A 23,764-nucleotide genomic window follows, 5' to 3' on the forward strand; every position below is an offset into this window, starting at 1 on the left:
AGCCTGCTATTTGCCAAAGACCCGATTTCCGAATATCAATGTGAGTACAAACATCACAATGAAAATGAAAAATAAGATTTTGGCGATGGAAGCAGCTCCCGCAGCGATTCCGCCAAACCCAAAAATTGCAGCGATAATCGCCACAATAAAGAATCCTAGTGCCCAACGTAACATAAGTTTTTGTTTTAAGTGAATGAAGTTTCCATATCTAATGGAAAAAAGGTGCCATCCGTTAAAACAATCGAAATGAGCCTAGAAACGGCACTTGGATAATAATTGTGTGGAAAATATCCTACAAAAATGGAACAGATTCCCCAATTCCCCATCGCTTGAATCCTTGAATTGCCTATTTGCAGGCTGATTTTGGCCTTGGTACAGTCATTGGACTAATAGAGGCAAATCAATTTGAACCAAAAAATATAAATTATGAAGACTGACACACAATTTAGAATAGAAGGATCTTGGAAAGAAATAAAAGGAAAGCTAAAACAGAAATATGCTTCCTTGACTGAAGACGACTTGGCTTATGAAGAAGGTCAAGAGGATGAGTTGTTGGGTAGATTACAGAGAAAGCTCGGTAAGACTATCGATGACATAAAGGAAGAAATCAATAGCCTCTAATTACCAACAACCAAATTATTTAACACCAAAACCGCAAAACTATGAGAGCTAAACTAACATTTATTGGAGCTATCGTTTTAGCCTTGTTCATCTCTTCTTGTTCAGAATCAAAGAATGAAGAACAAAGAGACCAGATGCTGGAAGTTCAGACAAACTGGGAAGATGAAAGAGATGAGCTTCAGGCTGATCTAAGAGAGCTTGAGACGGAAATCGATAAAAAAATGATTGACCTGAAGGCAGAAAAAGAGAAAGCAGATGCAGATCTGAAAGCTGAAATTGAAAAAATGGAAGCTGAACTGCAGGATGAGAAATCTGAGGTTCAAAAAGCATTATCTGATCTGGAAAATGCCTCGAAAAACACTTGGACAGATGTGAAAGCAGCTGTAGATAAAACCACAAAGGACATTGAGTCTGAGTGGAAGAATTTCAAGACAAATATAGATGGCTTATTGAGCGGAAACTCAAACTAAACCACCTTACCTAGATTGAGCAGGGTTGATTGATTCTTTCAACCCTGCTTTTTTTTGTTCGAGAAAGCGGCAGATGCACTAGCCGACTTTGGCAGCATACTTAATTTAAACATACAATATCAATGGAACTGGAAATAGAAAAACCCCTCAATGTTGTTTTTGAGAAAGTAGAAAGCTGGATCGATGGATTCATTGCTATGATTCCGAATATGATTGTAGCAGTGTTGACCTTTATCATTTTCCTGCTTCTTGCTAAATATGGGAGTAAGATTGCGATCAAGATTTTTTCGAAGACATCCAATAATACTGCTTTGAAGAATCTATTATCCACGGTAGTGCACTGGTCCATTTTGGGATTAGGTGTATTTATCATATTGGGTATTTTAGGACTTGAAAAAGCCGTGACTTCACTACTGGCGGGTGTCGGGGTGGTAGGTCTGGCCTTAGGTTTTGCCTTTCAGGATATTGCAGCCAATTTCGTTTCGGGTATCATTTTAGCCTTTCGAAAGCCCTATAGAATAGGCGATGTGATCGAAATCAACGATGTGATGGGAAAGGTCTTGCGGACCAATCTGCGTGTCACCGTGATGGAGACTTTTCAGGGGCAAGAGGTTTTTATCCCAAATAAAGAACTTCTCCAAGGCAATATTGTCAACTATTCCTCTCTTACGCATAGGCAGATCATTATCGCCTGTGGGATTTCTTACGCTGAGGATTTAGAGGAAGTAGAAAGTGTGGTACGCAAAGCTATTTTAAAGCTTGAAGGATTGATTCGCAAGGATGATTTGATTTTTGACTACGAGGAATTTGGAGGTAGTTCCATCAATTTTTACGTCCGGTTTTGGATTGAATACCCCGGAGAACCTGGCTATCTCGGGATGAAAAGTAAGGCAATCAAAGCGATCAAAAAATCCTTTGACCAGAATAATATTACCATTCCTTTCCCTATTCGAACATTGGATTTTGGGATCAAAGGAGGAAAAACGCTATCTGAAATGGAAATTCATCAGGCAGCGGAAGACGGTGGACAAAATTGATCTAAAGTCTTTTTCGAATTTGAAGAGGCGCTTCCACAGGCTGTGGAAATTGTGCCACATCCCACAAAATCCTTCAAAAAGTAAAATAGAATATCCTTCGGTCTCAGTTGGCTCTGCATAAGAATATTCTAACTCTGACAGGATAGATAAAATCATCCACTTCTTGGGCTTTTTGGAAAGGGATTTGGACTTATTGGAGTAAAAATTAAAACTATTATGTCAACTACTAATATGAATACTGAAAGAGCAACATTGTCAAACCACTTAAATTTGGATGAAAAGCAAATGCGAAATCTGAATGATCAGATGAACGATCTACTATCAGACTATCATGTGTTTTACCAAAATGTAAGAGGTTTTCATTGGAATGTAAAAGGTGCAGATTTCTTTATTCTGCATGAGAAATTCGAAGAGCTATACACTCAATTGTATCAGAATATTGATGATCTAGCTGAGAGAATTATTACCATTGGGTATAAGCCCTTGCATTCCTATTCCAAATATTTATCACAAAGTATCCACAAAGAGGTCACAGATGTGAGTGGTGAAGAAGAAACCGTAGAGCAGGTAATCAAAGGTCTCGGTGTCTTGTCCACTTCCCACAGAAAAGTGGCTCAACTAGCAGGTGAAATTGGAGACATAGTCACAGAAGATATGCTAACCAATTTTGTAGCAGATCTAGAAAAAAGAATGTGGATGTTTACCATGTACAAGAAATAAACAATCCTAAAAAGAAAAATGGCCATCAGATTTGATGGCCATTTTTTTTAATATCCTACTAAATAGAAAAGTCCTGCGGCGAGAGCTGCTCCCGCGATGGGGCCTAAAATCGGAACCCAGGCATAACTCCAGTCTGAGGATCCTTTTCCTTTAATTGGTAAAATTTGATGAATTATTCGAGGTCCTAAATCACGGGCAGGGTTGATGGCATAGCCTGTAGTGCCGCCAAGGGACATACCAATTACCCATACAAGAAAAGCGACTGGTAGCGCTCCCACCGAACCCAAGCCAATCGGAGTTTCGGATGCGTCCTCAATTTTGGCTCCGGTAATGTAAAGAATTACAAACACCAGCACGAATGTCCCGATGACCTCAGAAATAAAATTATTTGGCAGATTCCGAATAGCTGGGCTTGTTCCAAATGGAGCAGCAATCTCTCCAGGGTCTTGGGTGGCCTTAAAGTGGTCGATATGGATCAACCACGAGAGAAATGCCCCTATACCAGCTCCCAAAACCTGAGCTCCGATATAGCCGGGAGCCATAGCCCAGTCAAATTTTCCTGCCAACGCTAGGCCCACTGTTACAGCTGGATTTAGATGAGCCCCACTATACGGGCCAGCAACGACTACTCCTGTGAAAACTGATAAAGCCCAAGCGGTAGTGATGACCAACCAACCGGCATTATTTCCTTTAGTTTGAGGTAGAACAACATTGGCAACTACCCCTGAGCCTAGCAGTAAAAGCAGGCCTGTTCCGATTATTTCTGCTACGTATGGATTCATTTATTCTACCCAGTTTTTAGATCGTTCGACTGCTTTGTGCCAAAAGTGAATAAGCTTATCTCGCTTTTCTGAATCCATTTCCGGCTCGAAACTTTTGTCAGCTTCCCATAGACCTTGGATTTCTGATTGATCCTTCCAAAAACCAACTGCCAAGCCAGCCAGAAAAGCTGCCCCAATCGCCGTAGTTTCGATGATTTGAGGGCGTTTAATCTCACAATCTAGCAAATCAGACTGAAACTGCATCAAAAAATTATTGGCTGTAGCACCGCCATCTACCCGAAGTTCTTTGGTTTTTTCTCCAGCGTCTTTTTCCATTGCTTTCAGTACATCGTAGACTTGATAGGCAATGGCTTCCAGAGCAGCCCGTGTAAAATGCGCAATGGTTGTTCCTCTGGTAATTCCAAAAAATGCTCCCCGGGCATCCTGGTCCCAATGTGGAGCCCCTAAACCTGCCAAAGCAGGAACGAAGTAAACGCCTTCATTATCCGGCAAACTCATCGCTAGATCCTCGGATTCTTTAGCATGACCAAATAATTCGATCCCATCCCGAAGCCACTGAATAGCGGCTCCACCAATAAAGACAGACCCTTCCAAAGCATAATTGATCTCATCTCCGATTTTCCAGGCGACGGTTGTCAAAAGTTGATTTTTAGATCTGACAGCCTCTTTACCTGTATTCATGACCAAAAAGCAACCAGTGCCATAGGTGGTTTTAGCCATTCCGGGCTCAGTACAAAGTTGTCCAAACAAAGCTGCTTGCTGATCTCCGGCGATACCTGCAATGGGAATTTTGCTCCGCAACACATCTCCAGCCGTCTCGCAGTACACTTCAGAGCAAGTTTTCACTTCGGGAAGCATGGACTGCGGAATTCCAAATAGGTCCAAAAGCTCCTGATCCCATTCCTGTGTGTGAATATTGAATAGCATGGTCCGACTGGCATTCGTAATGTCGGTCAGGTGTTTTTCGCCTTTGGTGAGATTCCAGACCAACCAGGAGTCTACCGTTCCAAATGCCAATTCCCCTGCTTCGGCTTTCTTTCTGGCACCCTCAATATTTTCCAATATCCAGCGGATTTTGGTGGCTGAGAAATAGGCATCGATAATCAAACCTGTTTTAGAAGCGATCATTTCGGAGTGACCCTTTTCCTTTAAGCCATCACAAAAAGCAGCCGTACGCCTATCCTGCCAGACTATGGCGTTGAAGATGGGCTTGCCGCTTTTTCGGTCCCAAACGATAGTGGTCTCCCGCTGATTGGTGATGCCGATAGCGGCTACTTGATCGACTGAGATTCCTTTATTGACCAAGGACTCAATCATTACCGAAGACTGCGAAGTCCAGATTTCCTCAGGGTTATGTTCGACCCAGCCTTGTTTGGGAAAATGTTGTTTAAACTCTTTTTGGGCGACCGAGACGATTTGCCCTTGCTTGTCAAAAATGATGGCTCTCGAACTCGTCGTACCTTGGTCCAAGGCCATGATGTATGGTTTTGTTTGGGTCATTTTTTGGGTTAATTGATGATTACGCCTTTCTCCACTTTTCCACCTAGCAATACTCAGGCTTTAATTAAATACTTTTCAGCCACTTTTCTAAAATCTGATAATTCCTGCTTGATCCATTTTGAATCTTTTCCTAGTTCTTGAGCCATTATTTCAGCTACTTTCAATGAGGAATCCAGAGCTGCCTGCGCATCGAGAATGAGCATTCGGATTCTTCTGGAGAGCACATCTTCTACTTTGACGGCCATTTCTTCCCGAGCAGCCCAAACTACCTCAGCCAGAATATTTGGGAAATCTGGGTGAATCTTTTGGGCTAATTCCTCATCCTTTTCGGCTAATTTCTGAATTGCTTCGGCATCGGAACCATAAACTGACCAATGTCCTTCGGGGACTTGGGTAGTATGTCCGTGGAGCTTCATCTCGAAGGACTCACTTGGAGCCAATAGTTCCTGGGTGATTTCCTGATAGTGATCGACCGTATCTTCTCCCATTTTTCGGAAGGTGGTCCATTTTCCCCCCGTCAGGGTTACCAAATTACTTTCGGATACGATGACTTTATGGGAGCGAGAAATTTCCTTGGTTTTTGCTCCTTCTTCTTTTGGTCGAGCCAAGGGGCGTAATCCTGCAAAAACCGCTTTTACATCTGCTCTTGTCGGTGCTTTAGTCAGATATCCTGCGGCTGTTTCCAATACAAAATCTATTTCCTTTTGCAGGGCCTCGGGCTCCAGTTTTGCTTTTTCCCGAAGGGTGTCAGTAGTGCCTACGACCAGTTTTCCATGCCAAGGCACTGCAAAAAGCACTCGTCCATCATTCGTTTTTGGAATCATGAGTGCGTCTTTTCCTCCTAAAAACTCTAAATCCATGACCAAATGAATCCCTTGACTGGGCTGAATCATTCTAGCGGCATCTGGATTGTCCATTTGGAGGATTTTATCTGCAAAAACACCCGTGGCATTGACGACCATTTTTGCTTTTAACGTGTATTTCTCCTGATTGAGCTCATCTCGTACTTTTAGTCCGGTGATTTTCCCGTCTTCATCTTTCAGCAATCCTCGTACAGAGACATAATTCAATAGACATGCACCTGCCTCATCTGCAGTCTGGGCTATGGCAAGAGCCAAGCGAGCATCGTCAAACTGTCCGTCATGATAGACGACTCCTCCTTTTAGTCCCTCTTGTTTCACCGCAGGGAGTCGTCTGACAGTTTCAGATTTGGAGATAAATCGGCTTTTGCCCAATCTCAGTTTTCCAGCCATCCAATCGTAGATTTTCAAACCTACACTGTATTGTGCTCGGTCAAACCAAGAGTAAATCGGAATGATGAAAGGTTGATTTTGGGTAAGGTGAGGAGCATTTTGTAAAAGTTTTCCCCGCTCCTTGAGTGCTTCCAGGACCAGTCCTACATCACCTTGAGCCAAATATCGAACGCCTCCATGGACTAGCTTGGTGCTTCGGCTGGAAGTGCCTTTGGCAAAATCCGCCTTTTCTAAAAGAATTACTGAAAGACCCCTCGAAATTGCGTCGAGGGCTACGCCTAGACCTGAAGATCCTCCGCCTATCACGGCAATATCCCAGGTTTTGGAGCTGTCAGCTAGTTGGTTTAAGTTTTCTTCTCTTTTCATTTGGATCAAAAATAGAAATAAAAGAAAGTAAAAAGAAACAAAAAGAAAGTTAATTTCTGTCTCTTGCTTTCTTTTTCCTTTGTTTTCTTAATTTAGTGAAAAAAATATCCGCATGACACTGGCAGAAAGGCATCGCTACATTTTAGATCAATTGGAAAAAAAAGGACTCCTTACCGTTTCGGATCTGGCTAAGGAACTGAATGTGACCATGGTAACTGTAAGGAAGGATTTGAAGATTCTGGAGGAGAAGGGCTTGCTCTTTCGATCACATGGAAGTGCCACTTCGGTCTCACCCTATGTTTCGGATCGCTCGGTGCAGGTGAAGAAGCTTGAGCAAGTGGAGGAAAAGGGGCGTATAGCTCAAAAAGCTTTGGATTATTTGGAGCCGAATGAGGCCATTATCATAGGTTCGGGTACGACGGTTGGTGCCTTTGCGCAGGCAATACCGAGGAACTATCCGCTTACAGTCTTGACCGCTGCGATGAATGTAGCCTTAGCGCTAATCGATACGACAGAGCTTGAGCTCGTGCAACTCGGGGGTGTGGTTCGGAAGAGTAGTAGTTCGGCAGTGGGCCATTTTGCCGAAGATATGCTCAAGAGTTTTGCTTGCAATAAATTATTTCTCAGTGTTGATGGAATCAGTCTCGAGCATGGCTTGACTACCTCCAACATGATGGAGGCGCATTTGAATGCGGAGATGATTCGCTCTGTGCAGAAGACCATTGTACTGGCCGATAGTCGAAAATTTGGGAGAAAGGGCTTTGGAAAAATCTGTGATCTCGAAGATATTGATGTGATTATTACCGATTCGGGTATTCCAGAAATCTATCGGGAGAGATTGGAGGAGAAGGGGATAGAACTGGTGGTGGTTTAATACTCTTTATATAATTTTCTCACCACCGAACTCCCAGTTTTTTCTAAGCTGACCTCGTAAATAAAGTCATATTCGATATCCTGTAGGTCTTCGAATTTTTCTCCTTCACCTACAAAGTAATTGGCCAAGCGACTGACCGTATTGCTGTGTCCGACCACTAGGATATTGCCATCAAGGCCACGCAAATGCTCCACTAATGCATCGTGATTGCTGGGGTCGTAAGATTGAATAGGGATTCCTGCCTGATCGGCTGTTGGTTGCGCCGTCAGTCGTGTTCGCTTGTAATCTGTACTGAATACATGCTTGATATCCTGATTTTGAAGAATCTGGGCCAGTTTTTTTGCTCTTACATAGCCTACCTGTGCCAGTTCAGGATCCGGGTCATCTACCAATTGTTTTTCAGCATGCCGGACGATGTAAATGGTCTTTGGGGAACTTTGGGAAGTGCAGGAAACGATTAGTAGGACTAGAGTGAAAAGGAGGAGTAGATTTTTCATGGTGTTAAAAGAAATGCTTTGCAAGATAAGCCTTCGGCAAGATACAGCCTCGTTCCTCGGCTAAGATAAGCCTTCGGCGAGATATGTTCGTTTCGCTTCACGAAATATGCCTCACCTTGTTCGGCGAAATATACTCCGCTATGCTTTGTGAAATACTTTCTGTAAGATAGTTCGGCTTCGCCTCAAAAGATAAAGTCTCGTCTCTCGGCTAAGATATGGCTTCGCTGAAATAATCATTTAGGAATCGTCACTGCGACGACGAAGGAGGAAGCAGTCTCAATAGGATGAAAACGCAATAGTCAAAATATTTCGCCCGACGAAGGAGGGCTTATTTCTATCGTATTTCTACCGTATTTCTGTTTTTCTCCTTTGGAGACTTTATTTTATGAGGTGGATAAGATGGTATAAAACTCCTTAGGCGAAAGGATTTTTGTGTTTCTAAATTGGGAAATATTGAAGTCATTGAAGTTTCCTGTGATTAAATAGTCGGCTTTGCATTCGAGACTTAGTTCCAGGAATTTATTATCACTTTGGTCTTTTAATAATTCCAAACTCCTTTTAGGATTATAAAAAGTACCCTCCCTTTTGATATACTGCAAAACGAAACTAGCTGAGCTGTGAAATTCTTTGAATCTAGCAAATTTTGGTCTTTTCAGGACTTCGGAATATTCATTAAAAACTGCGTCCGAAAGGCACAGAATTATTTCTTGATTTGAAAAAATAGCCTCTAGAACTTTTGAAGGATAGCTTTTAGCAATTAATGCAGAGATTAAAACGTTCGTGTCAAGAATCACCTTCATTTCTGAACCCTTCAATTTCTGCGTTTAATTCATCATCGGTCATTTTAGATAGACCGGAGGACTTTGCTGCTTTTTGAGCATTTTTCAAAGCTTCCAAAGCGAGCTCTCTACTGATTTTTTTGACTAGCTCATTGAAATTTACAGATTCAGCATTCTCTAGGCCATATTTAGAAATATCGCTTGATTTGATTTTAAGAGCTATCGTTTTCATCTGTTTATTTTTTGATTTTTATTGGTCAGATGGAATCTTTGACGATTAACCCCGACAAATCGGGGCATTTCCCTGTGTGTTTAATGATGATTTTAATCGTGTCGATTTCATATGATTCATTTACTTTAATTTAGTAAAAAAGGTTTGGTATGAAAAAATGTGTAACCTTAAAATGTTTGAATTTAGTTACGCGAAATACAACACTAGTACCTTTTGATACAGGTTTTCGTTGAAATATTTCGCCCGACGAAGGAGGGCTTATTTCTATCGTATTTCTACCGTATTTCTATTTTCCTAATTGGCTGAAGATTCTTAACCTGAGAAAGTATTGTCAATGTGCTGATCCTTTGCCTTGATTTCCTCAAATTCTAAGTATTGTTCCCAAAATTCGCTTTCAGGAAGAGCAGCTCGGAGATAGAGTTTTTCCTTTTTGATAGGATGAACAAACACCAATTTGAAAGCATGTAAGTTGATGCTGGCATCAGGATTGGGTTTTGGGAACCCGTACTTCAAGTCCCCGCGAATTGGGCAACCCATTGAAGCCAGTTGAACTCGGATCTGATGTGGTCTACCAGAGACTGGGCGGACTTCTATCAGCCAGTGGTCATTCAATTTGCCAAGGGTCTTATAATTAAGCTCGGCTTTTTGTGAACCCGGCACTTCTTTCTCATTAGCAGTGACCACATTTTTTTGCTCGTCTTTGGTCAGCCAATGGGTGAGTTTGCCCATTTCCTCTCTTGGCCTTTTTTTGACGATAGCCCAATAAACCTTGTGAATATCCCGCTTGCGGAAAAGCTCCATCATACGCTCCAAACCTTTGCTGGTTCGGGCAAAAACCACCAAGCCGCTGACTGGCCTGTCTAAACGATGTACGGGATGTAAAAAAACAGCTCCGGGCTTGTTGTATTTTTTGGCAATGTAATCCTTGCAGTAATCGGTCAGGGTTTTGTCACCGGTTTTGTCTCCTTGGACGAGAACACCGGCTGCTTTATTGACTACAAGTAAATGATTGTCTTCGTAAACGACGTTGAAGGGCTGCTTTTTCATAGATGGCACAAAGGTAGGCAATTTGTCATTAGTTCGAGATATTCTTCCTTCTTCGTCTTGTTTTTTAGTTGAAACAATGTATACTAGTATTTTAATAGATAGAATTATGAAACTACTCCAATTTGCTGGTATACTTTTTTTGATCCTTTCCTGTTCTCCTTCGGAAAAAGCCGAGGTTAACAAAGGTGATGACACCAAAAGGATTTCGCTAATAGCCGAAGACTCAACGGTTGTCAGAGACATTATTGCATCTACTTTTATATTTCAGGATGGAGACGCGGAGCATTTGATTTTCCGTGATGCTCCGGCATCTACTATTTATGTGTTTGACCGGGTATCAGGGGGTTTGGTAAATAAATGGACGAAAACTGGGGATGTGCCTGGTTCATTTTCCATGGCGACGAAAAATCTTGAAGTTTCGCAATCAGGCGAAATTATATTAATCGATATAAGTGAGGGGTTGCGGGTTTTTGAAAAGGACGGGGAATTGATCAGTCGTGCCAACCCAGTAGCCAATCAATGGAGTTTAGGTGGGGCTTTCAATCTTTTTAGACAAACAGCTTTGGTGTCGCTTAATGGGGATGAGCATGTTCTTTATTCATTGGATATCTTGGAACCTGACCTAGTTGAGTATGGACCAAAGTTTCTTCAAAATCGAAAGAACCTAGTGCTGACAAACTTGGAAACGGGGGAGCATCGATTGATTTTGCCTTTTCCCGAAGGCTCAAAATTCCTAAATGGCAAAGTTTATCCATTCGAGGATTTTAGACCTCTTTTTGTTATAGATGAATTTGCTAATAAGCTGTATTTGATTTTTCAAAATGAGCCTATTCTGTATACTTATTCTTGGAATGATGCAGCACCTGAATTGCTTTCCAGGGTTAGGATCGATTTGCCAGGGTTTGAGGAAAATGTAGGTTGGGAGCCTGGATCCATTCATATGGCACAAATTACTGATAATGAAAACGAACCATTTCCAGCTCGAATTCAGGGTTTTGAAGCTGTTGAGGGTGGATTTTTGTTGAGTTACAGCACAAAACCTACGGATTTGGATAACTACAACCGCTACAAAAGCAAGGACCGAACGAGGGAAAGCCTAAATCAAATCTACGAGGAAACTCGTCGGAAGACGGTTTTTCTTGACCTGGATGGAAAAGTGCTTCCTGTTGATTTTCCAGAAATGCACTATCAAAGTTTTCAGATCATTGATGGGAAAATCCATTGGATGAAAACCCCCACTCGGGGGGAAGAAGCAGAAGAATTTACGCTTTATTGGGGCAATCTAAAAATTGAATAGTTCAATCCAGTTTTTTAGCAATATCCGCCATAATCGACTCGGCGTGGACAATGGAATTTTCAATAAAAAACTCTCGGGTATTCAGTCCGCCGCAAACAACTCCGGCCAGATAAACGCCCGGCACATTGGATTCCTGATTGGCTTGATCGTAGCAGGGTTGCCTTTTTTCATCAAGAGACAACTCTACACCCAGCTGATCCAAAAGCGCAAAATTGGGCTTGTAGCCTGTCATCGCCAGGACGAAGTCATTATCTATGGTTACATCACCAGTAGGAGTCGCAATCACCACCTCCTGATCCCGAATTTCCTTGACTTTTGATCGGGGGAAGGCTTTGATAGAACCTTCCTTGATCCGGTTCATGATGTCAGGACGCACCCAATATTTGACATTTTCATCAACCTCGTCTCCCAGTAAAACCATGCTGACCTCAGCTCCTTTTCTCCAGCATTCCAAAGCTGCATCTACTGCTGAATTTGCACCGCCGACTACCAGAAGTTTTTGTCCGATATAAGGCCAAGGCTCTTTGTAATAATGCATCACTTTTGGGAGTTCTTCTCCGGGGACATTCATCAAGTTTGGTAAATCGTAGAAGCCGGTGGCGAGCACGATTTTCTGCGTTTGATAGCTTCCTTTTGAAGTTGTGATCAAAAAGTTGTCGCCGTTTTTCTCCAGTGTTTTGACTCCTTCGTAGAGATTAACCTTGAGTTTAAAATGAAAATAAATACGTCGATAATATTCTAAGGCCTCGGTGCGGGTAGGTTTGTTTTCTACTGACATGAAGGGAATGCCAGCCATCTCCAAGCGATCCGAGGTAGAGAAAAAGCGCATATTTATCGGATAGTTGTATATGGAATTAGTCAAAGCGCCCTTTTCCAGGATCAGGTAATTCAAGCCTTGTTTTTGAGCTTCTACTCCACAGGCTAGTCCGATTGGACCGCCTCCCACGATGATGACGTCAAAAATCTGATTACTCATTATTCTTCTAATTTAAATTTGGCTACTTGATCGCTAAAACTTTTTTCGTTCCAATCAAAGGTCCTCTCTTGAATACTTATTTCCCCCTTTTTGTTCCATATCACAGCACTTGCTGATCGGGTTCCGTAATTTCCATTGGCACGGATCAATTGGGCCGAGAGTGCAATTTCCAAATCTTTGGGAGCGCCGGTGTCCGGCAAACTTTCTAAGGGATAGGTGTTCTTGGATTTTAAAATTTCAAGAAGCTTTTGTCTGGAAATCTCTTGATCTAAGGTTTCTTCCAATTGCTTTTTTGCCAAATTGGTTTTTGGCCAAGGTTCATTCAATAAACCGTTACTCAGACCGTGGATTCCGGGTTTGATTTCCTGGATTCCCTTTCCAAAATTACTGAAATAGCAAAGTTGATCCCCATCAGAGACCAGTAGATTGAATCCCTCGTAGCGATCCTTTTCCTTCTCGATTTCTTTCAAATAATCCTCCGGAGGAATGGAGTCTTCTAGGAAATCTTGAACTAATTTTCCCCGAGAAATTTCCCCATGACCCATTTTCCTGAAATCCCGATAATTGGTCAAAAAAGACCAGCGTCCACTGGGGTGAAAACCCATCCAAGTTCCCCCGCTTTTGAGATCTTTTCCTCCGAAAAATCCGGATTCCCATTGATGCATCTTGGCTGTAGGCCGCTCAAAAAACTCATCCCGATTGGCAGAGATGATAAGCGGAAATTCTGACTGGGTTTTCCAAGAGAAAGCTACGAGACACATAGATTTAAAAGAATACAAAGAGGCTGCCCAAAAGGACCCGCCATTGCGAACGAAGTGAAGCAATCTATTCTGATTTTATTTAATTATCAATTAGATCGCTTCGTTTCACTCGCGATGACGGAACTTTATGCTTTTGGGACAGTCCTTTGGGGTGAATTAATCAACTTTTGCCTCCTCGAGGCTTGGGTAATCAGTGTATCCTTTCTCGCCCGGAGTGTAAAAGGTATCCGTATCCCATTCTGCCAAAGATGCATCTTGTGCGAAACGCTCAGGAAGATCCGGATTTGAAATAAATGGCTTGCCAAAAGCTACTGCATCAGCTAGGCCTTCAGCGATGACTTGATTTCCTTTTTCTTGATCGAAAGCAGCATTGATGACCAAAGTGCCCTTGTACATCGGGCGATATCTTTTTGCGATATGCGGTTCCAGATATGGAATCTCACTTACGTCATTGAAAGGCTCCGAAAGATGCAGATAAGCCAAATCGTACTGATTGAGTTTTTCGATAATGTAGTCAAATGTAGGAATAGTCTCCTCATCTGCTTCCATTCCGAAAATACCGTGAAGGGAAGGGTTTAAGCGAAGACCGATTCGATTTTCTGGCATGACTTCCTTTATCGCATCAATCACATCAAATAGGATTCTAGCCCTATTTTCGATCGAACCACCATATTCATCCATTCTGACATTGCTGGTTCGACTGAAAAACTGATGCAGCAGATAACCATTGGAGGAGTGAATCTCTACTCCATCAAAACCCGCATCCATCGCATTTTTCGCAGCATTTTTAAAGTCAAGAATAGTCTGTTTGATATCTTCAATAGTCATTTCCTTAGGAGTGACTGTGTCTTTAAAACCTTTTGGAGTGAAAGACTTTGCATGGGGGTTGATAGCTGAAGGGGCATGCGGTAAGTCTCCATTATGGAAATCCGGATGGGAAATTCTGCCCACATGCCACAATTGGATAAAAATATGTCCGCCTTCTTTGTGAACAGCCTCGGTTACTTTTTTCCAGCCTTCCACTTGAGCTTCGGTGTGAATGCCTGGAGTATTGATATAGCCAACTGCTTTTTCGGAAATTTGAGATCCTTCTGTGATTATCAGGCCTGAAGAGGCTCTTTGTGTGTAGTATTTTACATGAATGTCAAATGGAGCTTTTGCCTCATTATTCGCCCGACTCCGGGTCATTGGGGCCATCCAAACCCGGTTATTCAAAGTTAAATCTCCAACCTGAATAGGTTGTAAAAGCGCTTGTTTGCGATCCATAAAATAAAATTGGTTTAGTTTTCAAAATTCTGTGTATATACAACTAATCGCTGTCCTTGATAGTTCATGAGAATCCACATAAAAAAAGCCATCGAGTAAAACCCGATGGCTGTTGGTATTTCAAAAGGTGCTTTTAGAAGTTGACAGTTACCTCATTTGAACAAGTAGAAGTTCCTGCTTCACATACTTGATAGGTCAGGCTACCTCCACCTCTATTGCTGGTTTGGTCGGTAAAACTGCTTCCTGAAACTCTTCTTACATAGGCCCCGTCTCGATAGATATCTACACTTCCAGTATTTCCAGACCATGAAAGGCTTGTTGCCCAGCGGCCTCTGTTTTTGAATCCATTGGCGGTAAGTTCAATTCCTGCCGGATCTTGAGGGTCTCCGTTTCCAGGATCAGTTCCCCCTCCATCTCCTGGGTCTGTTCCTCCTCCGTCGCCAGGGTCAGTACCTCCTCCACCTGAAGAACCAAGCGAGTAGAGCATGTGATTGTTAGTTGTTCTTGAATTGGTCACCACACTTTTTGTGGAGGTTTCTGTAATAAAATCATAGACAGCTTGTGCGCTGGCACTTGGATTTGATTCTAAATAAAGTGCAGCAACCCCTGCAACATGAGGAGATGCCATAGAAGTACCGCTAAGAACTGCAGCTGCAGTGCTACTTGTGAACCAAGCGGCGGTAATGGAAGATCCTGGGGCAAAGATATCTACGCAATTTCCATAATTAGAGAAAGAGGACCTGCTATCAGAACTCGTGGTAGATCCCACAGTGTATGCATTGGTAGCACTAGCTGGGGAGGCGTTGCAAGCATTCGCATTGCTATTACCTGCGGCCACCACGGTGGGAACCCCCGCATTGTACATTCTGTCGACAGCATCATTTACAGCGGAGCTTGCGCCTCCACCCAATGACATATTTGCAACTGAAGGTCCCGAAGCATTAGCCGCTACCCAATCCATACCCGCGATTACTCCACTGAATGTTCCTGAACCATTGCAATCCAAAACTCTTACCGCTACCAAGCTTACATTTTTGGCAACTCCGTAGACAGTACCTCCAACAGTTCCTGCTACGTGGGTGCCATGTCCGTCACAATCTTCTGAGTTTCCTCCGAAAGCATCAAATCCTCGCTGAGCTCTTCCTCCAAATTCTACGTGGTCGGTGCGAATCCCTGTATCAATAATGTAGGCTGTCACTCCCTGTCCTGAGGTATTATAAGTATAGGAACCATCTAGCGGGAGATTGGTCTGGTCGATTCGATCTATTCCCCAAGTTGCGTTGGCTTGGGTTGTAGACTTATATACATAGCCGTCAGGCTCAATGTATTTTACCGAAGGATCACTTTCCAGAGCAGATAGCTGTTTCGGACTAAGCTCTGCTGAAAAACCGGGAAGTAGATTGCCATAAACCATATCGATAGATTCTTCCTGGACATTGTACCTTGCTGCCAGACTATTTGCAACTACACGCATACCTGCCTGTACAGACTCATAGTCATCCGTTCTTCTAAATCTTACCGAATTGTCATTCAGGACTACGATGTACTTACCGGGGATGTACTCAGCTTCTCCCATTGTTGCTACATCATCAAGCTCGGAGAGATTGACTTGCTGCTCTGTCTCAGAGCAGGCTGCTGCAAAAACAGCTAGGCCTAAAATCAGTCCTGAGGCAGGTCTGAAAAAGGTTTTAATTTTTGAAAACATAACTTGATTGATTGATGGTTAATGTTTGAATAAAGCAAATATTATTTGAAATATTACTTTAATGGCAGAATAAATTTTTACTTTATTTCATATAGATTCTATTAAATTTTTTAAAGCTTGAATTATGTATTTTGACTTTAAAAATTTGCACTTTGTAGAAAATCAAAAAACTGAGAAATGATTCTAATCACGGGGGCTGCTAGCGGAATAGGTAAAGCTTTGGCTGAGAGGCTTATAAATAACGGTAATCAAATACTGCTGATAGATTTAGATGGGATGAAGCTCCGGTCTATTTTTAAGGAATCAGATGTGGTTAGTTTACTCTCCGGAGATGTTTCGAAAAAGGAGTTTTGGAAGAGTATAATGGAGTATTTAGAGCTAAGATCTATACAAGCTTCCTGTTTGATAAATTCAGCGGGAGTGATTCGTCCTGGCTTCTTGCTTGACTATGACTTAGATGATATTGACTACCATCTAGACATCAATGCCAAAGGAAGTATTCTTGGGACAACCATCTTAGGTAGAATGATGGCAAATCAGGGCTTTGGACATATCATTAATATTTCCTCTTTGGCAGGATTGGCGCCTGTTTCTGGTTTGAGTTTGTACGCTGCCTCAAAATTTGCTATCCGAGGGTTTTCTTTGGCTATCGCTCCCGAACTCAAGAAATCAGGAGTAGATATTTCGGTGGTCTGTCCCGATTTGGTAAAAACCCCCATGCTGGACCTTCAATTGGATTATCCTGAGGAGGCAGTACTTACTTTTAGTGGTCCTGAGAAGATACTTAGCCCTGATGATATTGTCCAGGTGATTTTGAATTTGATGCAGAAGCCCAAGCGATTAGTTTGTATACCGGAATCCCGAGGCTTACTCGCCAAAATCGCTGGAACCTGGCCGAGTTTAGCAGAAATCTTTCGCGCTAGCCTTGAGAAAAAAGGTAAAAAGACAATCCAAAGGCTTCGTTAACCATCAATTCTTCAATCATTTAACACTTTTTAATACGACAATTATCGTACTTTTTTGGTAATTACGATTCGCTTCGTATAACTTTGTACGAAAGCTATCGTATAATCGCTATGCAAAAACCGACAGAAGCAGAGTTAGAAGTTCTTGCCATCCTTTGGGAATTGAAGGAAGCAAGTGTTCGCCAAGTCCATGAGCGACTGGCTCAGACCAAGGAGACAGGTTACACCACCACGCTGAAAATCATGCAGATCATGCATGCAAAAGGGATGGTCAGCAGAGATGAAAAAAGCCGCACTCACCTTTATCGCGCCACTGTCAAGCAGGGCGACACTCAAAAGTCCCTTTTGAAAAATTTGATGTCATCTGCTTTTGGGGGTTCTTCGAAAGCACTTGTCATGCAGGCATTGGGTCAGGATAATCCTTCCAAGGAAGAATTAGATGAAATCAGAGCATTTTTAGATCAACTAGAAAACAAGAAGTCATGAATTTTCTCAACGATTGGATACCCGAACACTTGCTCCAAATTCTTGGCTGGACTTTGGTGCATAGCCTGTGGCAATGGATGGCGGTCTCCATTTTATTATGGTTAGGGTTGCGAATTTTTCATAATAAGACGCCCCAATTCAAGTATTTATTGGCTTTAGGGACTTTGGCAAGTGGCTTAGCTCTTAGCCTAATCACGCTTTTCTATCAGGTTTCCATTCATTCTCCGAGCCTGTCCCCTTCTGAAGTCCAATCAGTCGGTTGGGTACTTCTGTCAGAACCTACTCAGTCCATAACTTTTCTCCAAAGCACCTTGATTTGGGTTGAATCCCAATTGCCTTTCTTGGTGAATATCTGGTTTTTCGGAGCTGTCTTATTCTTATTCCGTCTTTTTGCGAATCTATCAGCTGTGAGAAATTTGCGGCAAGGCAGTATGCCAAACGCAAACTTGGAGTTAACCAACAAATTGAATCGGGTGGCCGCTCGATTGGGAATCAATAATAAGGTTGAACTGAAAATTACTACTGATGGACTTTCCCCTATGGCTGTGGGGGTTATGAAGCCAATGGTTCTATTTCCAGCGGGGTTGCTCTTTCAGATGTCTCCTGAGCAACTCGAAGCGATTTTAGCGCATGAATTGGCTCATATTAAGCGCCATGACTACCTGTTCAATCTGATGCAGTCGGCTTTAGAGATTTTGTTTTTCTATCATCCCTGCTTTTGGTGGACTAATCAAACCGTCAAGGAATTGAGAGAAAATGCAACTGATGACCTAGCGATCAAAGCAGGTGTAGAGCCGAAAGTATTGGCCCAGGCACTCGCCGAGGTTTTGAATTTCGCACAAGAAAACTCACCCGAATTGGCCTTGGCAGCCTCCAAAAAAAGAAATCCAACCCTTCATCGAATTAAAAGAATGCTGGGTTTGCCAGCACAGAACTATCCACAAAACCCTATAATTTCTATACCCATGTTACTATCACTTGTCCTGGCTGTTGGGATATTTGCCCACGCCGAGTCTTCAAACTCGAATGAATTTGAAAATCAAACCCCTCTGGTTTCACTGGAAAATCCAGAATTGGATTTTATCACACTTGCTTCCAAAAATCCTTCAATAGTAAGGATAGATACAACTGTCAAAAAGGAGCGTAAAGTCATCATCAGAGATGGCGATTCCACTCAAGAGTGGACAGATGATCAAGGAAATCATGTGGTAATCAGGCAAAGAGGGAATGGCAATACTTTTAGGTACGAATTAAAAGGTGATACTTTGATTGTAGATGGAGACACAATCGTCAAAGGCAAAAAATCCATGGTTTTTTTGGATGGAGTGCCGCATCCTGACTTTGATTTTGATGCTATGCCAGAGTTTGATTCATTGATGATGGGAGTGCCTACTCCTCCAGTCCCGCCGTTTCCAGCGGATTTTCCTTTTGAGTTCTTTGGAGATGCAGAAGTTTTTATGCTAGAGCCAGGCGATCCTATGATTTTTGAATTTGATGGCGAAGTCCCAGGGTTGTTTTTCTTCGGTGACACCACTGAAATGAGCCCCAAGGAAAGAGAAAATTGGATAAAGGAAAAAGAAGAAAGAATGCAAGTTTGGGCTGAGCGGATGGAAGAAAGAGCTCAGCGGTTTCAAGAGCGATGGGAAGAAAATGCCGAAGAGCGCGAGGCGAGAATGAAGGCCTGGGAAAAGGAAATAGAGCCAAAGCTTAAGGAATTTGAGAAGAAGATGAAAGCTTGGCAGGAAGCTCAGGAGCCTAAAATGCAGGAGTTCCGCATGAAAATGAAGGAATGGGAAAAAACGCAAGAGCCAAAAATCGAAGAATTCCAACGAAAGTTTGAGGCTTGGCAGCGTGAAAACGAACAAAAAATGCAGGAATTTCAGCGAGATCTTGAATTAGAAATGGAGAAGCTTCGCCAAAAGCAAAAGACTAAAAATTAATTTGTGTGTTGATACTTTCAAAAAAGCAGTGGCCTATGGTCGCTGCTTTTTTTTTGGGAAATTCTCCCACTTTTCAATCTGATCTCAGGAGTTTCGATCAAACAGAATTTTTTTCCTAGAAAAATCTATCAAAAAAGCCTCTTTTTCGGGCATTTTTGGCCTTTTTCTTTTCCTGTCTAATTCCTTGATACCCAATAAAATTTCCATGATTTTTTTGAAAAATTATTGGGAGGAATCAATCTTTTGGCTACTTTTAGTACAAAGTGGGAAAAAGTGGAGTAAAGTGGTAGAATGTGAAAATCATTTTATTACTTTTGTTTTTACGAATTCTCGCAAAAAAAGCGCAACGGAATAATGTTCAACAGCCACTATGATTGTAAGCTTGATCCAAAGGGTCGCCTGGCTTTGCCTTCCAAGATAAAGGGAGCAATACCGGAGGCGAATGGGTCTACTTTGATGCTTCGCATGGCAGAAGATCGTTGTCTTGCGCTTTATCCGCTTGTAGAGTATCGCAAGCTTGAGAATCAGATTAAGTCTTTGAACATCAATAACCCAGAGCAGCGAGCGCTGCAAAGGGCTTTTTTCAATTCGGTCGTGGATGTGGAGTTGGATAGTGCTGGCCGAATCTTGATCCCAAAGCAGTTTCAGGCTTATGCCAGTTTGGAAAAGGAAGTAGTCGTAGCGGGAAATGGAACCCGGATCGAAATCTGGAATCCTGAGAACCATGCGGAGCACGTCATTCCTGATCCAGCGGATCTGTCAGCATTAATGGAAAAATATCTCTCCTAAATCATGACGGCTTCTGTATACCATATTCCAGTGATGCTCGCCCAATGCACTGAAGGCTTGGCTATTGACCCTAATGGGGTTTATGTCGATGTGACTTTTGGCGGAGGTGGGCATTCCCGAGAAATCCTGAAGCATTTGGATACGGGGCATCTTTATGGTTTTGATCAGGATCCGGATGCCGAAGCAAATATTCCAGAAGATTCTCGCTTCACTTTTGTAGCGGCAAATTTTAGAGATATCAAGAAGTACTTGAGGCTATATGGAGTCCGACAAGTTGATGGAATCCTTGCTGACTTGGGGATTTCTTCCCATCAGATTGATGAACCGGCTCGTGGTTTTTCCACACGGTTTGAAGGGGAGCTGGACATGCGCATGAATCCCTCTCAGGGAAAAAGTGCCAAGGATGTACTCAACTCCTATTCGGAGCAGGATCTCCACAAGATCTTGGGAATGTATGGTGAGGTAAAAAATGCAAAAACTTTAGCGCAAGCTATCGTATCACATCGATCTGAAAATCCCTTTGAAACTACAGAGGGATTGACTGCATTCTTGAAAAAATATGCTCCGAGGGGCAAAGAGTTTAAATATTTCGCTCAGGTATTTCAGGCACTTCGGATCGAGGTAAATGATGAAATGGCGGCCTTGGAAGAAATGCTATTGGGTGCGATTGAGCTTTTGAAGCCGGAAGGAAGATTGGTAGTGATGAGCTATCACAGCTTGGAAGATCGTTTGGTGAAAAACCTGATTCAAAAAGGGAAATTCCAAGGGGAGTTAGAAAAGGATTTTTATGGAAATCCTATTCGTCCTTTAGAACCTGTCAGTAGAGGCGCAATTACCGCTTCGGCGGAGGAAATAGCGGAAAACCCGCGAGCCAGAAGTGCAAAATTGAGAGTGGCAAAAAAACTAGTGAAATGAGCCAGAATACTTTTCGGAAAAAACTGAAATCAACCAATAAGTCCCGGACAACTGGGACTGGGAGATCGATTTTTTCTTGGATTGAGGAAAAGCTCGATGTGACCAGAGTTTTGGGGGAAGGGGTTCCTGTCCAATTGGTGCCTCCTATAGGTTTCGTGGCGCTATTGGCACTTATATATATATGGGGAAATCACCGGGCTGAAAATATGGTCCGAAAAATTGAAAAGGTGCAGCAAGAGGTGGAGGATATCCGTGCGGATGTCACTACGCTCGAGGCAGAGTATATGCTTAGTAGTATGCAGTCCGAGCTCGCCAAAAAAGTAGCGACCAGAGGTATCGTTGAATTAGATAAGCCACCGGTAAAAATAGAAGTAGAAGAGTGAACATTAAGCGATCCATAGTGCTCCGAGTTAGGGTGGTTTTCATCCTGATTGCGCTTGCGACAGCAGCGATACCGCTTCGTATTGCCAAAATCCAAGTAGAGGAAGGCGATAAGTGGCGTGAAAAAGCACAAACGATCAATTTTCAGTACCGTGAAGTTCCTGCGACAAGAGGAAATATTTATGCTGGAGACGGGAGTCTTCTTGCGACTAGTTTGCCTTTTTATCGGGTTGCGCTTGATCCGACTATGGCCAAAAAATCACTTTTTGATTCTGGTATAGACTCTTTGGCCAATCATTTATCTGCCTATTATCGAGATAAGTCTGCCAAGGCTTACAAGCGAATGATTACGGATGCCCGATTGGAAAAGAAGCGATACATCGTACTTAATCGCCGTCAGGTAGGCTATCAGGATATGCAAAAGATGGCTGAGTGGCCAATTTTCAGAGAAGGAAGACTGGGAGGCGGAGTTCTTTTTGAAAAGGTAGAAAAGCGCTATCGTCCATTTAATTCCCTGGCCAGTCGAACAGTCGGATTCGTCAATGAGGATGAATACGGTGCTGGTATCGAATATAGCTTTAATGAATACCTAAAAGGTCGTGATGGCAAAGCTCTTTTTCAGCGTATTGCCGGAGGAAGTTGGAAACCTGTTTTTGATGCTGAGGATATCAAGCCGGAAGATGGTTTTGATGTAATTACCACCCTGGATGTCAATATTCAAGATGTCGCAGAGACTGCGCTGCTTCGGCAGTTGGAAGATCGGGATGCAGCTTTTGGTTCGGTCATCGTCATGGAGGTGAAAACTGGAAAGATCAAAGCCATTGCCAATCTTCAGAAAAATAAGAACGGTCAAGGCTATGGCGAAAACTACAATTTTGCCATTGGCGATCAAGGAAATACAGAGCCTGGATCCACTTTTAAGCTATTCTCCATGCTGGCGCTTTTGGAGGAGAATAAAGTCTCTTTGGAGGAGAAAATCGAAACTGGAAACGGAGCGCATCGATTCTACAATCAAGTAATGCGTGATGCCAAAAACGGTGGCTATGGTACGATTACCATTCGGGAAGCATTTGAGAAGTCTTCCAATGTGGCTATTTCCAAATTGGTTGACATGCATTTTGGTTCTAGCCCCTCGAAGTTTTTGGGCTATTTGGATCAGGTGGGGCTTCGTGAGCCATTTGACTTTCAGCTAGCAGGAGAGGGGAAGCCATTTTTCAAAAAGCCGGGCGAAAAAGACTGGTACGGGACTTCTTTGCCTTGGATTTCTATTGGCTATGAAAGCAAGCTGAATCCCATTCATACTTTGGCCTTGTACAATGCTGTCGCCAACGAAGGCAAAATGGTCAAGCCATACTTGATCCAAGCAATTGTAAGAGGTAATAAAATTGAAAGGCAGTGGGATACGGAAGTGATTCGAAAGAAAATCGCCTCTGAAAAGACTGTAAAACAACTTCAGGAATTGCTTGAAGGAGTTGTAGTGAGAGGTACGGCTAAGAATATTGCCAATGCTGAATATGCGATTGCTGGTAAGACAGGCACAGCCCAAAAGTTGGAGAATGGACGCTATACCAAGCGATACTACACGAGCTTTGCGGGATATTTTCCTGCAGACCGACCGAAGTATTCCATGATTGTGGTGATCGATAGCCCGACGGGTTTTGCAGCATATGGAGGGGATGTTTCAGCTCCGGTATTCAAGGAGATTGCCGATAAAATTTACGCAGTGGACCTTGAGCTCAACCCTTCTTCGCAAGATCTTATTGCCTCTGAGGAAAAGTCGAGCAACACTCCTTTTGTCAAAGCAGGAAAGGCAGATGAAATCCATCAAATTTTGGAAAAACTAGGTGTACCAAGTGCTCCCGTTCAGCCTGAAGAATGGGTGAAAGTGGTTGCCAACCAAAATCAAATCAACTGGAAAACCAATAATACGGATGCCGCTACAGTACCAGATGTATCTGGATTGTCGCTTAGAGATGCGCTATTCATTTTAGAGAATAAGGGGATTCGGGTCAATTACAGTGGAAGGGGAATTGTCAAAAGTCAATCCCTAAATCCCGGTACACCACTCCAGTCAAATACGATCATCAAACTTGAATTAGGATAAA

The 23,764-nt window shown here is 42.7% G+C and carries 25 protein-coding genes; 13 read left to right on the forward strand and 12 right to left on the reverse strand.

What is annotated here, in order from left to right; translation table 11 throughout:
- Positions 1 to 6 precede the first annotated feature (6 nt).
- On the reverse strand, positions 7 to 174 hold the full coding sequence (locus tag CDH51_RS14085; protein ID WP_100629138.1) for a DUF1328 family protein: 168 nt from the start codon (positions 172 to 174) through the stop codon (positions 7 to 9).
- A 252-nt stretch (positions 175 to 426) separates the two neighbouring features.
- Here CDH51_RS14085 and CDH51_RS14090 point away from each other — a divergent pair, with 252 nt between their 5' ends.
- The 4 genes from CDH51_RS14090 (at position 427) to CDH51_RS14105 (ending at position 2,848) form a co-directional block, all read left to right on the forward strand.
- Positions 427 to 621, forward strand: coding sequence for a CsbD family protein (locus CDH51_RS14090; protein ID WP_100629139.1), 195 nt, complete (start codon positions 427 to 429; stop codon positions 619 to 621).
- A 41-nt stretch (positions 622 to 662) separates the two neighbouring features.
- Positions 663 to 1,091 (forward strand): sll1863 family stress response protein, encoded by a 429-nt coding sequence (locus tag CDH51_RS14095; protein WP_100629140.1) that lies wholly within the window; start codon positions 663 to 665, stop codon positions 1,089 to 1,091.
- A 122-nt stretch (positions 1,092 to 1,213) separates the two neighbouring features.
- On the forward strand, positions 1,214 to 2,128 hold the full coding sequence (locus CDH51_RS14100; RefSeq protein WP_100629141.1) for a mechanosensitive ion channel family protein: 915 nt from the start codon (positions 1,214 to 1,216) through the stop codon (positions 2,126 to 2,128).
- Positions 2,129 to 2,344: 216 nt separating this feature from the next.
- The gene (locus CDH51_RS14105) at positions 2,345 to 2,848 is read left to right on the forward strand and encodes a Dps family protein (protein ID WP_232724818.1); all 504 of its coding nucleotides are present in this window, start codon (positions 2,345 to 2,347) and stop codon (positions 2,846 to 2,848) included.
- Between the two features lie 47 nt (positions 2,849 to 2,895).
- Here the strand turns inward: CDH51_RS14105 and CDH51_RS14110 are convergent, their stop codons facing one another.
- The 3 genes from CDH51_RS14110 to CDH51_RS14120 are packed head-to-tail and all read right to left on the reverse strand — an operon-like array spanning position 2,896 to position 6,749.
- Positions 2,896 to 3,630, reverse strand: coding sequence for an MIP/aquaporin family protein (locus tag CDH51_RS14110; RefSeq protein ID WP_100629142.1), 735 nt, complete (start codon positions 3,628 to 3,630; stop codon positions 2,896 to 2,898).
- Complete coding sequence (gene glpK / locus CDH51_RS14115; protein ID WP_100629143.1) at positions 3,631 to 5,130, reverse strand: glycerol kinase GlpK; 1,500 nt, start codon at positions 5,128 to 5,130, stop codon at positions 3,631 to 3,633. It abuts the gene before it with no gap.
- Positions 5,131 to 5,183: 53 nt separating this feature from the next.
- Complete coding sequence (locus CDH51_RS14120; RefSeq protein WP_100629144.1) at positions 5,184 to 6,749, reverse strand: glycerol-3-phosphate dehydrogenase/oxidase; 1,566 nt, start codon at positions 6,747 to 6,749, stop codon at positions 5,184 to 5,186.
- 112 nt (positions 6,750 to 6,861) lie between these two features.
- Between CDH51_RS14120 and CDH51_RS14125 the strand changes: the two genes are divergently transcribed.
- Positions 6,862 to 7,623: a DeoR/GlpR family DNA-binding transcription regulator gene (locus CDH51_RS14125; RefSeq protein ID WP_100629145.1), complete on the forward strand. Its 762-nt coding sequence runs from the start codon at positions 6,862 to 6,864 to the stop codon at positions 7,621 to 7,623.
- Here CDH51_RS14125 and CDH51_RS14130 read toward each other — a convergent pair.
- From CDH51_RS14130 to CDH51_RS14145, 4 genes are all read right to left on the reverse strand, one after another.
- Positions 7,620 to 8,120 (reverse strand): SixA phosphatase family protein, encoded by a 501-nt coding sequence (locus CDH51_RS14130; RefSeq protein WP_100629146.1) that lies wholly within the window; start codon positions 8,118 to 8,120, stop codon positions 7,620 to 7,622. The two genes, CDH51_RS14125 and CDH51_RS14130, sit on opposite strands and share 4 nt — an antisense overlap.
- 383 nt (positions 8,121 to 8,503) lie before the next feature.
- On the reverse strand, positions 8,504 to 8,920 hold the full coding sequence (locus tag CDH51_RS20430; protein WP_100629147.1) for a putative toxin-antitoxin system toxin component, PIN family: 417 nt from the start codon (positions 8,918 to 8,920) through the stop codon (positions 8,504 to 8,506).
- On the reverse strand, positions 8,904 to 9,131 hold the full coding sequence (locus CDH51_RS14140; RefSeq protein ID WP_100629148.1) for a hypothetical protein: 228 nt from the start codon (positions 9,129 to 9,131) through the stop codon (positions 8,904 to 8,906). The genes CDH51_RS20430 and CDH51_RS14140 overlap by 17 nt, the downstream gene beginning before the upstream one ends.
- 312 nt (positions 9,132 to 9,443) lie before the next feature.
- Complete coding sequence (locus CDH51_RS14145) at positions 9,444 to 10,178, reverse strand: RluA family pseudouridine synthase (protein WP_100629149.1); 735 nt, start codon at positions 10,176 to 10,178, stop codon at positions 9,444 to 9,446.
- Between the two features lie 106 nt (positions 10,179 to 10,284).
- On the opposite strand from CDH51_RS14145, the gene CDH51_RS14150 reads away from it, so the two are divergent.
- Entirely contained in the window at positions 10,285 to 11,475 is a 1,191-nt protein-coding gene (locus CDH51_RS14150; protein ID WP_100629150.1) for a hypothetical protein, read from the forward strand.
- 1 nt (position 11,476) lies between these two features.
- Here the strand turns inward: CDH51_RS14150 and CDH51_RS14155 are convergent, their stop codons facing one another.
- The 4 genes from CDH51_RS14155 to CDH51_RS14170 form a co-directional block, all read right to left on the reverse strand.
- Positions 11,477 to 12,451 (reverse strand): YpdA family putative bacillithiol disulfide reductase, encoded by a 975-nt coding sequence (locus CDH51_RS14155; RefSeq protein WP_100629151.1) that lies wholly within the window; start codon positions 12,449 to 12,451, stop codon positions 11,477 to 11,479.
- Positions 12,451 to 13,212 carry an NRDE family protein gene (locus tag CDH51_RS14160; RefSeq protein ID WP_100629152.1) on the reverse strand — a complete coding sequence of 254 codons (762 nt, stop codon included), beginning with the start codon at positions 13,210 to 13,212 and terminating at the stop codon, positions 12,451 to 12,453. Before CDH51_RS14160 ends, CDH51_RS14155 begins: the two co-directional genes overlap by 1 nt.
- 156 nt (positions 13,213 to 13,368) lie before the next feature.
- Positions 13,369 to 14,478 (reverse strand): alkene reductase, encoded by a 1,110-nt coding sequence (locus CDH51_RS14165; RefSeq protein WP_100629153.1) that lies wholly within the window; start codon positions 14,476 to 14,478, stop codon positions 13,369 to 13,371.
- Positions 14,479 to 14,611: 133 nt separating this feature from the next.
- On the reverse strand, positions 14,612 to 16,183 hold the full coding sequence (locus CDH51_RS14170; RefSeq protein ID WP_100629154.1) for a S8 family peptidase: 1,572 nt from the start codon (positions 16,181 to 16,183) through the stop codon (positions 14,612 to 14,614).
- Between the two features lie 177 nt (positions 16,184 to 16,360).
- Here CDH51_RS14170 and CDH51_RS14175 point away from each other — a divergent pair, with 177 nt between their 5' ends.
- The 7 genes from CDH51_RS14175 (at position 16,361) to CDH51_RS14205 (ending at position 23,763) form a co-directional block, all read left to right on the forward strand.
- Positions 16,361 to 17,149 carry an SDR family NAD(P)-dependent oxidoreductase gene (locus CDH51_RS14175; protein WP_100629155.1) on the forward strand — a complete coding sequence of 263 codons (789 nt, stop codon included), beginning with the start codon at positions 16,361 to 16,363 and terminating at the stop codon, positions 17,147 to 17,149.
- A 110-nt stretch (positions 17,150 to 17,259) separates the two neighbouring features.
- Positions 17,260 to 17,634: a BlaI/MecI/CopY family transcriptional regulator gene (locus CDH51_RS14180; protein WP_026947674.1), complete on the forward strand. Its 375-nt coding sequence runs from the start codon at positions 17,260 to 17,262 to the stop codon at positions 17,632 to 17,634.
- Positions 17,631 to 19,574, forward strand: coding sequence for a M56 family metallopeptidase (locus CDH51_RS14185; protein WP_100629156.1), 1,944 nt, complete (start codon positions 17,631 to 17,633; stop codon positions 19,572 to 19,574). The genes CDH51_RS14180 and CDH51_RS14185 overlap by 4 nt, the downstream gene beginning before the upstream one ends.
- Before the next feature lie 354 nt (positions 19,575 to 19,928).
- On the forward strand, positions 19,929 to 20,363 hold the full coding sequence (gene mraZ / locus CDH51_RS14190) for a division/cell wall cluster transcriptional repressor MraZ (RefSeq protein WP_100629157.1): 435 nt from the start codon (positions 19,929 to 19,931) through the stop codon (positions 20,361 to 20,363).
- A 3-nt stretch (positions 20,364 to 20,366) separates the two neighbouring features.
- Complete coding sequence (gene rsmH / locus CDH51_RS14195; RefSeq protein ID WP_100629158.1) at positions 20,367 to 21,278, forward strand: 16S rRNA (cytosine(1402)-N(4))-methyltransferase RsmH; 912 nt, start codon at positions 20,367 to 20,369, stop codon at positions 21,276 to 21,278.
- Entirely contained in the window at positions 21,275 to 21,661 is a 387-nt protein-coding gene (locus CDH51_RS14200; RefSeq protein WP_100629159.1) for an FtsL-like putative cell division protein, read from the forward strand. The genes rsmH and CDH51_RS14200 overlap by 4 nt, the downstream gene beginning before the upstream one ends.
- Positions 21,658 to 23,763, forward strand: coding sequence for a penicillin-binding protein (locus tag CDH51_RS14205; RefSeq protein ID WP_100629160.1), 2,106 nt, complete (start codon positions 21,658 to 21,660; stop codon positions 23,761 to 23,763). Before CDH51_RS14200 ends, CDH51_RS14205 begins: the two co-directional genes overlap by 4 nt.
- Position 23,764: the final 1 nt, after the last annotated feature.

Origin of the sequence: Algoriphagus formosus (assembly GCF_002807035.1) — a bacterium.
GTDB lineage: Bacteria > Bacteroidota > Bacteroidia > Cytophagales > Cyclobacteriaceae > Algoriphagus > Algoriphagus formosus.